Raw genomic sequence first — 14,686 nt, 5'->3', positions numbered from 1 at the left:
AGGATAGGAGTGAACAAGTTATGCTAGCACGGACCTTAAAGGTATTAGAATATGGAAAAGTAAAAGAGCAGTTAGAAAAACATGCGTCTTCATCACTTGGGAAAGAAAAGGTACAACAATTGCTTCCGACTACGAACTTTGAAGAGGCAGTAGAATGGCAGGAAATGACTGATGAGGCAGCTACAGTACTTAGGTTAAAAGGAAATGTACCATTAGGTGGAATTTACGATGTTCGCCCATATGCGAAACGTGCCAAGATCGGTAGCGTACTAAGTCCACATGAACTTCTAAGTATTACGAGTACTTTATATGCAAGCAGGCAAATCAAGAAATTTATTGAAGATTTACTTGAAGAGGAGTTAGATATCCCGTTTCTTCAAGCCTATTCAGAAAGACTGTTTCTTTTAATAGAACTTGAAAGAAAAATAAATTTCTGTATTGGTGACAATGGAGAAGTGTTAGATGGGGCTAGTGAAAAACTGAAGTCATTAAGAAATCAGTTGAAAACATTAGAGTCTAGAGCGAGAGAAAAGTTGGAGAATATCATCCGCTCTACATCGATGCAGAAGATGTTATCTGATGCCATTATTACGATACGAAATGAGAGATTTGTCATTCCAGTTAAACAAGAATACAGAGCTTCATTTGGTGGAATGGTACATGACCAATCTGCATCAGGTGCAACATTATTTATTGAGCCACAATCTGTAGTGGATATTAATAACTCTTTAAATGAGACACGCTTAAAGGAAAGGCAGGAAGTAGAACGAATTTTGGCCGAACTGTCTAACCAAGTAGCGGAGGAAGCCGATTCAATCTTAGAAAATGTCGTTGTGCTAACTGAAATTGATTTTATGTTTGCAAAAGGGTCATACAGCCAGAAAATCAAAGCATCCAAACCCAACCTAAATAATAAAGGCTATATTAAGCTTCTAAAAGCTAGGCACCCTTTAATCCCTAAGGATGAAGTAGTTCCAAACGATGTGGAACTTGGACGTGATTTTACGAGCATCGTCATTACAGGTCCGAATACAGGTGGTAAGACGGTGACGTTAAAGCTTGTCGGATTATTTACGTTAATGGCTCAATCTGGCTTACAGCTCCCAGTACTTGATGGTTCAGAAATGGGTGTGTTTGATGCGGTATATGCAGATATCGGAGACGAACAATCAATTGAACAAAGCTTGAGTACCTTTTCCTCTCATATGGTCAATATCGTAGATATATTAAAAAAGGTGGATGGCAACAGTCTAGTTCTTTTTGATGAGCTTGGTGCTGGTACAGATCCTCAAGAAGGAGCAGCTCTTGCTATATCCATACTGGATGAAGTGTATAGACGCGGTGCAAGAGTCATAGCAACGACACACTATCCTGAGCTTAAAGCATATGGATATAATCGTAAAGGTGTCATTAATGCAAGTGTGGAATTTGATGTTGAAACATTAAGTCCTACATATAAGCTACTTATCGGTGTACCAGGTAGAAGTAATGCATTTGAAATTTCGAAGCGTCTCGGTCTAAATCATGATGTCATTGAAAACGCAAAACTTCATATTAGTGCCGAAAGTAATCAGGTGGAAAATATGATTGCGTCTCTCGAGGATAATCGTCGTAAGGCAGAAAAAGACCTAGAGGAAGCAGAAATTACTCGGAAGGATGCGGAAGAACTTCATAAGGAACTTCAACGCCAGATTATTGAGTTTAATGAAAAACGTGAGAAAATGTTTGAAAAAGCGGAGCAAAAAGCTGCTGCCTCTATAGAGAAAGCGAAGCAGGAAGCAGAAGAGATTATTCGCGATTTACGAAAGATGCAAAAGCAGCAGTATGCAACGATTAAGGATCATGAGTTAATTGAAGCTAGAAAACGACTAGAAGGAGCAACACCCCAGCTAGCAACAAATAAGCAAGCATCTGTCGCAAAAGCCGCTACTAAACAAAAGCTTCATCCTGGTGACGAAGTAAAGGTCCTGTCCTTAGATCAAAAAGGACATCTCATTGAACAGGTGGGCTCGGGAGAATGGCAAGTCCAAATTGGGATTATGAAAATGAAAGTGAAAGAGAAAAATCTTGAGTATATCAGTAGGCCGAAACCTGTTGAAACAAAGCCACTAGCGACAATAAGAGGAACAGACTCTCATGTTAAACTTGAGCTTGATTTAAGAGGCGAAAGGTATGAAGATGCGTTACTTAGAGTCGAGAAATACATTGATGATGCATTGCTTGCGGGATACCCACGTGTATCCATCATCCATGGAAAAGGGACAGGTGCTCTTCGAAAGGGAGTTCAAGAGTATGTAAAAAACCATCGTTCAATTAAGAAGGTTCGATATGGTGAAGCCTCTGAAGGAGGAACTGGAGTAACCATTATTGAGCTAAAATAAGGGGAGAATGAATAATGAACGGTTTTTGGGAAAATGCTTATGTCCAAACTGCCGCATACTATAGTGTAGCTGTTTTATGTGCTGTCGTCTTTCTAACCATTTTTGAGCTTGTCACGAAATATAAGAATTGGGAACAAATTCAGAGGGGAAATCTCGCAGTAGCAATGGCAACAGGTGGAAAAATCTTTGGAATCGCCAATATTTTTCGCTACTCCATTGAAGATCACGATACACTACTTACGATGATCGGTTGGGGAGTCTGTGGATTTGTACTACTTTTAATCGGTTATTTTATATTTGAGTTTCTTACTCCAAAGTTTAAAATAGATGATGAAATTGAAAAAGATAATCGTGCAGTCGGATTGATATCCATGATGATCTCAATTGGATTATCTTATGTAATTGGTGCGGGGATTGGATATTAAGGAGAGAATAGATGGAAACATTAGCAAAAGTGTTACTTGTACTTTGTGGATTGTTTTTTACAATAGGAATTGTTTATATGTTGTTTTTTGCATAGGGGACAAATTTGTCTCCTATTTTATTTTAACTCTGTTTTTGCTGCATGAGTCTCGCTTTGTCGCGGTCTTCCTTACCATGCTCTGCCGCTGGAGTCCCTCAAAAAATTAACAATGTTCTATAACAGAGCTTTCAATAGGGAATAAGAAAAAGTTCTTTAGAAACATGGACAACCATATTTCAGAATATTAAAATTTATTATAATTGTCATGAAAATGATTGTGTACTATAATAAAGGAAATGAAGTTTGAAGGAGGAATATCAGATGGATATGCCTTGGAAAAAGAACTACCCCTCAGCAGTCCCACAATCAATCCCATATGAAGGAAAGACCATTCATCAGTTTTTAGTTGAAACCGCAAAATCTTACCCTAAAAAGAAAGCGCTTAACTTTTTAGGGAAGGAAATGACATTTGAACAACTTTATAATGAATCCATGCAATTAGCCAATTATTTCAAGGAATTAGGATTACAAAAAGGCGAGAGAGTATCAATTATGCTTCCTAACTGTCCACAAGCTGTCATTGGCTATTATGCAACACTCTTTGCGGGTGGTGTAGTTGTACAAACGAATCCGTTGTACACGGAAAGAGAATTAGAATACCAACTTAATGATTCAGAATCAAAGATTATTATCTGTCTAGATTTGTTATACCCACGTGTTCGAAAGGTTAAGGCTGTAACAAAAGTTGAACACATCATTGTAACCGGTATCAAAGATTATTTACCTTTTCCGAAAAGTGTAATCTATCCTTTCATTCAAAAGAAGCAACACGGAGTAGTTGTGAATGTGGAACACAAAGGTAGAAACCATTTGTTCAAAAAGGCTTTACAAAATAGTAGTACTGAGAACATTGAGGTTGAAATAGATCCTAAAGAGGATTTAGCGTTACTACAATATACCGGAGGGACGACTGGTTTCCCTAAAGGTGTCATGCTTACCCATGAAAATCTAGTAGCGAATACATTAATGTGTGCAAGTTGGATGTATAAGTGTAAAAAAGGTGAGGAGAAAGTATTAGGAATCCTGCCATTCTTCCATGTTTACGGCATGACGACAGTTATGAATCTATCAATCATGCAAGCTTTTGAAATGATACTTCTTCCTAAGTTTGATGCCGAAACGACACTAAAAACAATTGAAAAACATAAACCGTCCTTATTTCCAGGAGCTCCAACGATCTATATTGGGCTTTTAAACCATCCTGACATAAAAAAATATGATCTCTCTTCCATTGAGTGCTGTATTAGTGGTTCCGCTCCGCTTCCATTAGAAGTACAACAGAAATTTGAAGAAGTAACAGGTGGAAAGTTGGTTGAAGGATACGGATTAACAGAAGCTTCTCCAGTCACTCACTCCAATAACCTCTGGGACAAGAGAGTAAATGGAAGTATTGGACTACCGTGGCCAGACACAGAGGCTAGAATTGTTTCAATGGAAACAGGAGGAGAAGCGGAAATTGGTGAGATTGGGGAATTGGTTGTAAAGGGTCCTCAAGTGATGAAAGGTTACTGGAATAAGCCTGAGGAAACAGAAGCCGTTCTGAGAGATGGTTGGCTTTATACAGGAGATTTAGGCTATATGGATGAAGAAGGCTATTTTTATATTGTAGATCGTAAGAAAGATATGATTATCGCGGGTGGCTTTAATATTTATCCACGAGAAATAGAAGAAATACTATATGAAAATGAAAAAATTCAAGAAGCAGTAGTAGCAGGTATACCAGATCCTTATCGCGGTGAAACGGTAAAAGCATTTATCGTCCTTAAAGAAGGGGAACAATGTTCAGAGGAAGAACTAGATGCATTTGCAAGAAAGCACCTTGCTGCTTATAAAGTGCCGAGAATTTATGAATTTAGAAAAGAACTACCAAAAACAGCAGTTGGTAAAATCCTACGAAGAACATTAATTGATGAGGAAAAAGAAAAACTCTCAAAAATTCAGTAAATAAGTGCCTTTCGAGGGAAGTGTTATTCCTTTGAAGGGCTACTATTTACTGAAATACATCTCTTGACAGCTAAACATATGTCATTTAAAATAAAACCATGAATGAATAATCATTCATTTTTAGCTTTATTTGCATAAAGCTATTAAAGGGAGATCATTACATTGAAAAGAAATAAACCAAAGTATATGCAAATTATTGATGCGGCAGTTATTGTTATTGCCGAGAACGGATACCATCAAGCACAGGTATCTAAAATAGCCAAGGCAGCCGGAGTTGCAGATGGGACAATCTATCTGTACTTCAAGAATAAAGAAGATATTCTTGTCTCACTCTTTGAAGAGAAAATGGGTTCCTTTGTCGAAAGGTTAGAGGAAGAAATAAAGGAAGTTCCGAATGCTGCGGATAAACTTTTACACTTAGTGAAACTACACTTTGAAAATTTAGCATCTGATCGATATCTGGCAATCGTTACACAATTGGAATTAAGACAATCCAATAAAGAACTTAGGTACCGCATTAATGACGTTCTAAAGGGGTACTTAGCCGTAATAGATCACATTGTAAACACTGGAATGGAAAGTGGAGAGTTCCGACCTAATCTTGATGTTAGGTTAGCAAGACAAATGATATTTGGAACGATTGATGAGACTATTACTAGCTGGGTTATGAACGATCAAAAGTACAGTTTAACACAGCTTGTTGAACCGGTTCATCAATTACTTATACACGGATGTGGATTCTCTCATTCTAAACAATAGGATGAGAGAATATAATAATCATCATGCAGGAGGTGGATGGTTTGGGAGTTTTTAAAGTTGACATTAAGGACTTTGTTGCAGTACTTACACTACATAGTCCTCCAGCAAATGCTTTATCATCTACTATTTTGAAAGAGCTTTCAACAGTATTAGATGAGTTAGAACAATCAAACGATGTAAGAGTATTAGTCATTCATGGAGAAGGTCGATTCTTTTCTGCAGGTGCTGACATTAAAGAATTTACTACAGTACCTGACGGAGAAGCTTTTGAACAACTTTCTTCATATGGTCAAGAGTTGTTTGAAAGGATGGAAAACTTCCCTAAGCCAATTATTGCAGCGATTCATGGTGCAGCTCTAGGGGGAGGACTTGAGCTTGCAATGGGATGTCACATCCGTATTGTAACGGAAAATGCAAAGCTTGGTCTTCCAGAACTACAGCTTGGTCTTATTCCCGGATTTGCTGGTACACAGCGTCTAACCCGTTTTGTAGGAGCAGCTAAAGCTGCCGAACTGTTGTTAACAAGTGATCCTATAAGTGGTATAGAGGCTGTTACATTAGGACTTGCTAATCGAGCAGTTGAAGAGGACAGACTACTAGAGGAAACTCTTAAACTAGCAAACAAAATAGCGAAAAAGAGTCCTGTATCAGTAAAATCAACCATAAAACTTCTAAACTATGCTAAAACGGAGAAGTTTTATGAGGGAGTTAAGCTTGAAGCAAAATTGTTTGGTGAAGCATTTACTTCTGAAGATGGAAAAGAAGGAATCACTGCTTTTATAGAAAAACGTCAACCAGAGTTCAAGGGAAGATAATAGTTGAGTAATAGCTAAAAAATAGAACAATAAATCTACTAATTGCTAATTCTAAGGAGGTTTAACCATGAACATTTATGTAATTATGAAAAGAACTTTCGATACTGAAGAAAAAATCACATTGTCTAACGGCAGAATTGCTGAGGATGGTGCAGAATTTATTATCAATCCTTATGATGAGTATGCAATTGAAGAAGCCATCCAACTTCGCGACGCGAATGATGGAGAAGTTACGGTTGTGACAGTTGGTGGAGAAGAATCCGAGAAAGAACTTCGTACAGCTTTAGCTATGGGTGCGGATAAAGCAGTCCTAATTAATATTGAAGACGATGTAGAAAATGGTGATCAGTTTACTACAGCGACAATTTTGGCTAAATTCTTCGAAGATAAAGAAGTAGATATTATTTTAGGTGGAAATGTTGCAATTGACGGTGGATCAGGTCAAGTAGGACCACGTCTAGCTGAGTTATTAAACATTCCATATGTGACAACTATTACAAAGTTAGAAGTGAATGGAACATCAGTTAGAATTGAGCGCGATGTAGAAGGTGACTCAGAAGTAATCGAAACTTCATTGCCAGTACTTGTAACAGCTCAACAAGGACTTAATGAGCCTAGATATCCATCCTTACCAGGTATTATGAAGGCAAAGAAAAAACCTCTTGAAGAATTAGAATTAGATGACCTTGATTTAGATGAAGATGATGTTGAAGCAAAGACAAAGACAATTGAAATTTTCCTACCTCCAAAGAAGGAAGCTGGGAAAGTACTAGAAGGCGAACTAGAAGAACAAGTTAGAGAGCTTGTCTCACTTCTTCATACTGAAGCAAAAGTAGTTTAATAGACTGTAAAAATACTTACTCATAATTGTTCAAGGAGGTAATTATAATGGCTAGAAAAGTTCTTGTTTTAGGAGAAGTTCGTGACGGTGGATTAAGAAATGTTTCGTTTGAAGCAATTGGAGCGGCAACACAAATTGCTGAGGGCGGAGAAGTCGTTGCGCTATTAGTTGGAGATCAAGTTACCACTTTAGCTGAAAAACTAATTCATTTCGGAGCAAACCGCGTTGTAACGATTGAAGCTGAGAAGCTACAATCTTACACTCCAGATGGATATGCTCAAGCAGTTTTAGCTGCTGTTGACGCAGAGCAACCAGATGGAATTGTGTTTGGACATACCGCATTAGGAAAAGATTTATCACCTAAAATTGCAGCAAGACTACAATCAGGTTTAGTTTCCGATGTTACTGATGTAGAAGTTGCTGGTGGAAATATCGTCTTTACACGCCCAATCTATTCAGGGAAAGCGTTTGAAAAGAAGGTTGTAACAGATGGTTTAATCTTTGCTACGATCCGTCCAAATAATATTGCACCTTTAGCAGAGGATACTTCTCGTACAGGTGATGTGACTTCACTTTCTGTTGATATTAAGGACTTACGTACAATAGTAAAAGAAGTTGTCCGTAAGGCTTCTGAAGGTGTCGATCTATCTGAAGCGAAAGTAGTAATAGCTGGTGGACGTGGAGTAAAGAGTTCAGATGGGTTTAACCCACTAAAAGAATTAGCAGATGTTCTAGGAGGAGCGGTTGGTGCTTCCCGTGGAGCATGTGATGCTGAATACTGTGATTATTCATTACAAATCGGGCAAACAGGTAAGGTAGTAACACCAGATTTATATATTGCTTGTGGTATTTCTGGAGCTATTCAACACTTAGCTGGGATGTCTAACTCAAAAGTTATTGTGGCAATTAACAAGGATCCAGAAGCAAACATCTTTAAGGTTGCAGACTACGGTATTGTTGGTGACTTGTTTGAAGTTGTTCCACTATTAACGGAAGAGTTCAAGAAGTTAAAGGTACATTCCTAATTGTAGCTATTGATTGTTAGTAACGTGAGCCACTGATCTCAGTGGCTTTTACTATTATGTATGACAGGCTAAAACTCAGTTGCTTTTTAGACTACTTTATCTGAAGGTACGCTTATACTAAACAATAAAATGACATATTTATCGTTTAGAGAAGAGCGGCTTTCTAGATAAGAAGTAGAAGACATTATACATACTATAAAGTAACAATCTTTACGAAATAAGCACTTAGGTTAAAAGTAATATATACACCTCTTGTTCTATACAGGATGAAAAAGTGAAACTGTGGATATTATAAGAGTGAGCAAAAAGTTAGCCAGTCATATACTGTGATGGTATACTTTGGTTATAATTAAGACCCTACAAGAAGGGTTTTACATTATGGCAGTAGATTATATAGGAGGAATCACAATGGCAATTTCAAATGTTAATGACCAAAACTTTTCAACTGAAACAAGTGAAGGTGTTGTTTTAGCTGACTTCTGGGCACCTTGGTGCGGGCCTTGTAAAATGATTGCACCTGTTCTTGAAGAACTTGATGGAGAAATGGGCGAAAAAGTAAAAATCGTTAAATTAGATATCGACCAAAATCCAGAAACTGCAAGCAAATATGGTGTTATGAGTATCCCAACACTATTAGTAATGAAAAATGGTGAAGTAGTAGATAAAGTAATTGGCTTCCAACCTAAAGATGCACTTGCGGAAGTATTAGAAAAGCACGTTTAATAAACGGAAAAAATGACATCCCAACGGGGTGTCTTTTTTTAAGCCTCTTTTCTAAAGGTTGTTTTCATAAAGATTGTTGCTTTCGTGAAAATCCCAAAGGCTAGATTTTTACTCGGTAGTAGAGTGTTCAGTGTTTTAAAAACAGAGAGTTGCTCTTCTCTAACAATGATCACTTAGGTTTTACGTATTATATAGTTTAGTTTTTTTAGAATAAGTAGCTTGAAAAACAACAAAGTGTTAGAAAAGAGCCTTTCTAGTACTTTCTTGCTTTTTACCCTACTTTTCCCGAAGTAAAAGTAGATGCATTGTACTTGAAAGCTACAATTTATAAGATCTCGCTTAGAAAAATGAAAAGCAATAAAGCGCGAATATTTTTAATTCCATGTAATTTTTTTTAAAGAAAATGACAAGAAGAAACAAAAACTTTTAATATTTCTTGGGAAATGATGTCGAAGTCTTGTTTGAACAGGCAAGTTTTGCTAATAGAAGTTTAAAAATAAAAATCATGGTACAATACAATAAGAATGTTGTCTGTTTTTCCTAGACAATAGTTAATTCATATATTTCTTCGATATAGAAGGGAGGTCGTACTTGATGAATTCTTTGCTAAAAGAAAAGTTAGCGATTTTGCCAGATCAACCTGGTTGTTACTTAATGAAGGATCGGCAAGGTACTATTATTTATGTTGGAAAAGCTAAAATACTAAAAAATCGAGTGCGATCTTATTTTACAGGTTCTCATGATGGAAAAACATTACGTTTAGTAAGTGAAATAGATGATTTTGAATACATTGTTACATCATCTGATATTGAAGCACTAATTTTAGAAATAAACCTAATTAAAAAGCATAATCCCAAATATAATATAAATTTAAAGGATGATAAGACCTATCCTTTTATAAAGATTACGAACGAAAAACATCCAAGACTTCTTATTACTAGACAAGTAAAAAAGGATAAAGGGAAATATTTTGGACCTTATCCTAATGTATACTCGGCCAACGAAACAAAGAAGGTATTAGATCGTATCTATCCATTAAGAAAATGTGTGACTATACCTACTAAGGTTTGTTTGTATTATCATATAGGTCAATGCTTAGCCCCTTGTGTCTATCCTGTAACGGATGAACAGAATAAAGGAATGGTTGAAGAAATCATCCGATTCTTAAACGGCGGTTACAAGGAAGTTAAAGAGGACTTAACCAGTAAGATGCTTCAGGCGTCAGAGAATATGGACTTTGAGAGAGCGAAGGAATATCGCGATCAAATTGCTCATATAGAAGCGATTATGGAAAAACAAAAAATGATGATGACAGACCTCATAGATCGAGATGTATTTGGCTATTCATATGATAAAGGGTGGATGTGTGTACAGGTATTTTTTATTAGACAGGGGAAACTAATTGAAAGAGATGTTTCCTTATTCCCTGTATATGCAGATCCAGCGGAGGAATTCACTACATTTTTAGGTCAATTTTATGCAGAAAACCATCACTTCAAACCAAAGGAAGTACTAGTTCCAGATGAAGTAGAAAAAGAGTTAGTTGAGCAATTATTAGAAGTAACAGTTCATCAACCGAAAAAAGGTAAAAAGAAAGAATTACTAGAATTAGCTAGTAAAAATGCTGCAATCGCCTTGCAAGAAAAATTCTCTTTAATCGAACGTGATGAAGAAAGAACAATTAAAGCAGTAGAAAACTTAGGCAAAAAACTCGGAATTGCCACTCCGTATAGAATTGAAGCATTCGATAACTCCAATATACAAGGGACAAATCCAGTGTCTGCCATGGTCACATTTATTGACGGTAAGGCAGATAAAAGAGAATACCGTAAATATAAAATTAAAAGTGTAGATGGACCAGATGATTATGCATCTATGAGAGAAGTAGTTAGAAGAAGATATTCAAGAATTCTAAAAGAAGAGTTACCATTACCAGATCTAATTATTATTGATGGTGGAAAAGGTCATCTTGCCTCTGCCCGAGATGTTCTTGAAAATGAGTTAGGTCTTGAAATTCCTATCGTTGGCCTTGTAAAAGATGATAAGCATAAAACGTCAGAATTAATTATTGGAGATCCGATTGAATTTGTTCATCTAGATCGAAACAGCCAGGAATTTTATCTTCTGCAAAGAATACAAGATGAAGTTCATCGGTTCGCGATTACCTTTCATCGTCAACTACGAAGTAAAAATGTTTTCCAATCTATTTTAGATGATATTCCAGGTATTGGAGAAAAAAGAAAAAAAGCCTTACTAAAGCATTTTGGCTCTGTTAAAAAGATGAAAGAAGCTTCAATAGATGATTTTATTAAGGCTGGTATTCCTAAACCGACCGCACATCTAATCGTAGCGAAGATGGAAGAACATTAATAGGCATCAAGATTTTCATTGTATTGCGAAACAAGGTCTGCTAAAATAGGGATTAATTTAATACACACTTCAAAATGTTGAAGTGAAGGTAGAGGTGCGAACTTCAAAAGTACGTAATCAGAAGAGTATGAGCTCTTATGAAGATTATCGAAAGGGGAGCGTCGCCGAAGTATAGGGAAGTCTCATAACTCCTTTGCTGGTCTTGCGTTTAATAGATGTAAGATTGTCAAACAGGTCACTGTTTGGAGAGCTATCTCACTCGCGCGAACGTTACCATATTCGTTCAAGCAATGAGATACTCTCATTGCTTTTTTTTATTATATTTATCAAATATATTATTAAAATAAAAAGGATGAGATGTGTGGGAATCATTGTACAAAAGTTTGGTGGAACATCTGTAGGTTCTGTGGAAAGAATCCAAAATGTAGCTAACCGTGTTATTCAAGAAGTTGCTAGAGGGAATCAGGTTGTCGTAGTTGTATCTGCAATGGGAAAGACAACAGACGAATTAGTAAAATTAGCTAACCAACTCTCCAAAAATCCGAGTAAACGTGAGATGGACATGCTACTTACAACTGGTGAGCAGATATCAATTGCACTACTCACAATGGCACTTCAATCAAGCGGGCATGACGCCGTTTCTTTAACGGGTTGGCAAGCAGGAATTAAAACAGAGGCCATTCACGGTAATGCAAGAATAGTAGATATTGATCAAGAAAAAATGCTGAAACACTTAAATGAAGGAAAAATAGTTGTGGTTGCCGGATTCCAAGGACTTGCTGTAGAGTCAGAAATTACGACTTTAGGTAGAGGCGGCTCTGATACGACTGCTGTTGCTATTGCGGCTGCATTAAAGGCAGATAAATGTGATATTTACACTGATGTAACAGGTGTCTTTACAACTGATCCACGTTATGTGAAAAATGCTAGAAAACTTCAATCGGTTTCTTACGATGAGATGTTAGAACTTGCTAATTTAGGTGCTGGAGTATTACATCCGAGAGCCGTAGAATTCGCTAAAAACTTTGCAATACCACTAGAAGTTCGGTCAAGTATGGAGATAGAAAATGGAACAAGAGTTGAGGAGGAAGTATCAATGGAAAATAATTTAGTAGTAAGAGGAATTGCTTTTGATAAAGAAGTTACAAGAGTTACAGTTATTGGGGTAACGAATGGACTTCACTCGTTATCAACCATTTTTACGACTCTTGCCAAGAACGGAATTAATGTTGATATTATCATTCAAAGTATGACTAGTGCAGATCAAACGAATATTTCATTTTCAATTCAATCAGTAGATCTCGATGAAACTTTATCGGTACTTGAAGAAAACAAGGAAAGTCTTGGTTTTGTATCGGTTGAACATGAAAGTGGCCTAGCGAAAGTTTCAATTGTAGGATCTGGCATGATTTCAAATCCTGGGGTAGCAGCTCAAATGTTTGAAGTGTTAGCTCAACATGGGATTCAAGTCAAAATGGTAAGTACTTCTGAGATAAAGGTATCAACTGTTGTGGAAGATGCTCACATGTTAAAAGCAGTTGAGGCATTACACGCAGCTTTTGAACTAGAGATAAATGTAGAACAACCAGTTTAAATAATGTGAGACATAAGTGTGCTAGCAAATAATAAACCCGAACTATTAGGCGATACATAGATGTATCATTCATCTAGTAGTTCGGGTCTTTATTTATTGTTTTTATAAACTTTAGCTGTTTCTTCTTTTAATGTTTAACTACCTAAGGTTTAACTACCTAAGAAAACGTCTATATACTTAGATAGAAAATTAAAATTAATATCTTTCTTACCTAAACGATTGGGTCCTTTTTGTCCCACCGTGCAATAAAGATTACCTTGTTGTTTCGTTTCTTTTGTTCTTCAAATGCTTCTGTAACCAATTGATGAATAAATTCAAGTTGCTGAGCAATAAAGCCTGCCTCAAGCTGATAACTTGTAGGTTTTCTTGATTGATTGCGTGCAGTGATAAATTCACCTGAAAGTTCAAAGTGTATTTCAGATGATTTCTGTTCTAGTATGGATAAACTGCCCCATCCGGCATATTCAAAAAATGAAATAATCTCGTCAACAGAAGTTAAAGGATATTTTCTTGCCATATTTTTTCCTGACCAATAAAGAATAGATGGGAGTTCTTGACCTAACAGATCAGGTAATAAAACTTCCCTTATTAATTCATAGGCTAATCCAGATGTATGTAAATGTTCAAATTGTGATAATTGTTCTTTAATGGAAGTTTGTTTCATCCTATCCTCACTCTTTCTTTTTATCTATTTTATAAAGCTCTTTTCTAAAGCATACATTCCTCTTATAAAGTTATATGGCAATCTACATGGATTATTATATTACATAAATTGGAGCAATACTCAACAATTTCAACTATTAGCTATAGAAAGAAAGTGCTAAAATTATACGTAAGTAACAAGTTATTAAATAGTAATTGTTTCCGTTTTCTTGACTCCATTATGGGCGAGGAGTAAAATAAACACTGTGAAATTCTTTCATTCTATTGATATAATTTGCAAGGGGTTTCAATTTTTAGTATTTTTAATGTTTTCTACTTAGTTGTAACACTTTGAGGGGGGTAAAACATGGCTGGAAATCGTGAGTTTTTTAATCGCAGATTGCATTCACTACTTGGTGTTATTCCTGTAGGAATATTCCTAATTCAACACTTAGTGGTCAATCATTTTGCAACAAAAGGTGCGGAATCCTTTAATAAGGCTGCACACTTTATGGAACAACTACCGTTCCGTTATGCATTAGAAATTTTAGTTATCTTTCTACCATTAATTTATCATGCAGTTTATGGGCTATATATAGCTTTTACTGCTAAAAACAATGTGAGTAATTACGGGTATCTTAGAAACTGGTTGTTCTTAGTTCAACGTGTTACTGGTGTAATCACGCTGATTTTCGTAGCTTGGCACGTATGGGAAACAAGAATTGCAGCAGCATTTGGGCAAGAAGTAAATTATGAAATGATGGAAGCCATTTTAAGTAATCCATTCATGTTAGTGTTTTACATTGTTGGTGTTGTTTCAACTACATTCCACTTTGCTAATGGTTTATGGTCTTTCTTTGTTAGCTGGGGTATTACGGTTACACCTCGCTCACAAGTTATTTCAACATATGTGACACTTGGAGTGTTCGTAGTTTTAACAGTTGTCGGACTTAGAGCTATTTTCGCATTCGTATAATCGTACATGATAGGTTTATAGGTTACAGGAGCTAATAGAATTATATTTTAACAATTTAATCTCTTTTGGTTTGATCAAACACCAAAAGGATTC

General features: G+C 36.3%; 12 protein-coding genes and 1 riboswitch. Of the genes, 11 read left to right on the top strand and 1 reads right to left on the bottom strand.

What is annotated here, in order from left to right; all coding sequences use genetic code 11:
• Positions 1–20: 20 nt before the first annotated feature.
• The 10 genes from LT143_RS05720 (at position 21) to LT143_RS05675 (ending at position 12,975) form a co-directional block, all read left to right on the top strand.
• On the top strand, positions 21–2,381 hold the full coding sequence (locus LT143_RS05720) for an endonuclease MutS2 (RefSeq protein ID WP_246941023.1): 2,361 nt from the start codon (positions 21–23) through the stop codon (positions 2,379–2,381).
• Between the two features lie 14 nt (positions 2,382–2,395).
• A complete protein-coding gene (locus LT143_RS05715; protein ID WP_246941021.1) occupies positions 2,396–2,806 on the top strand; it encodes a DUF350 domain-containing protein in 411 nt (136 codons plus the stop codon).
• Positions 2,807–3,165: 359 nt separating this feature from the next.
• On the top strand, positions 3,166–4,848 hold the full coding sequence (locus tag LT143_RS05710; protein ID WP_246941018.1) for a long-chain-fatty-acid--CoA ligase: 1,683 nt from the start codon (positions 3,166–3,168) through the stop codon (positions 4,846–4,848).
• Between the two features lie 162 nt (positions 4,849–5,010).
• Complete coding sequence (locus LT143_RS05705; RefSeq protein WP_246941015.1) at positions 5,011–5,607, top strand: TetR/AcrR family transcriptional regulator; 597 nt, start codon at positions 5,011–5,013, stop codon at positions 5,605–5,607.
• A gap of 41 nt (positions 5,608–5,648) precedes the next feature.
• Entirely contained in the window at positions 5,649–6,422 is a 774-nt protein-coding gene (locus LT143_RS05700; RefSeq protein WP_246941012.1) for an enoyl-CoA hydratase, read from the top strand.
• A gap of 67 nt (positions 6,423–6,489) precedes the next feature.
• Positions 6,490–7,263, top strand: a complete 774-nt coding sequence (locus LT143_RS05695) for an electron transfer flavoprotein subunit beta/FixA family protein (RefSeq protein ID WP_246941009.1) — start codon at positions 6,490–6,492, stop codon at positions 7,261–7,263.
• A 47-nt stretch (positions 7,264–7,310) separates the two neighbouring features.
• Positions 7,311–8,288, top strand: a complete 978-nt coding sequence (locus tag LT143_RS05690) for an electron transfer flavoprotein subunit alpha/FixB family protein (RefSeq protein WP_246941006.1) — start codon at positions 7,311–7,313, stop codon at positions 8,286–8,288.
• Between the two features lie 408 nt (positions 8,289–8,696).
• The gene (trxA, locus tag LT143_RS05685; protein ID WP_246941004.1) at positions 8,697–9,011 is read left to right on the top strand and encodes a thioredoxin; all 315 of its coding nucleotides are present in this window, start codon (positions 8,697–8,699) and stop codon (positions 9,009–9,011) included.
• A 594-nt stretch (positions 9,012–9,605) separates the two neighbouring features.
• Positions 9,606–11,381, top strand: a complete 1,776-nt coding sequence (gene uvrC / locus LT143_RS05680; protein ID WP_246941001.1) for an excinuclease ABC subunit UvrC — start codon at positions 9,606–9,608, stop codon at positions 11,379–11,381.
• Positions 11,382–11,462: 81 nt separating this feature from the next.
• A riboswitch (Lysine riboswitch) is annotated at positions 11,463–11,642 on the top strand.
• Positions 11,643–11,742: 100 nt separating this feature from the next.
• Positions 11,743–12,975 (top strand): aspartate kinase, encoded by a 1,233-nt coding sequence (locus LT143_RS05675; RefSeq protein ID WP_246940998.1) that lies wholly within the window; start codon positions 11,743–11,745, stop codon positions 12,973–12,975.
• A gap of 211 nt (positions 12,976–13,186) precedes the next feature.
• Here the strand turns inward: LT143_RS05675 and LT143_RS05670 are convergent, their stop codons facing one another.
• Positions 13,187–13,639: a YslB family protein gene (locus tag LT143_RS05670; RefSeq protein ID WP_246940995.1), complete on the bottom strand. Its 453-nt coding sequence runs from the start codon at positions 13,637–13,639 to the stop codon at positions 13,187–13,189.
• A gap of 345 nt (positions 13,640–13,984) precedes the next feature.
• Between LT143_RS05670 and LT143_RS05665 the strand changes: the two genes are divergently transcribed.
• Positions 13,985–14,593, top strand: coding sequence for a succinate dehydrogenase cytochrome b558 subunit (locus tag LT143_RS05665; RefSeq protein WP_246940992.1), 609 nt, complete (start codon positions 13,985–13,987; stop codon positions 14,591–14,593).
• Positions 14,594–14,686 lie beyond the last annotated feature (93 nt).

The sequence above is a fragment of the Bacillus pinisoli genome (assembly GCF_023036475.1).
Taxonomy (GTDB): domain Bacteria; phylum Bacillota; class Bacilli; order Bacillales; family SA4; genus Bacillus_BS; species Bacillus_BS pinisoli.
This window is presented reverse-complemented; position numbering and strand designations above follow the sequence as displayed.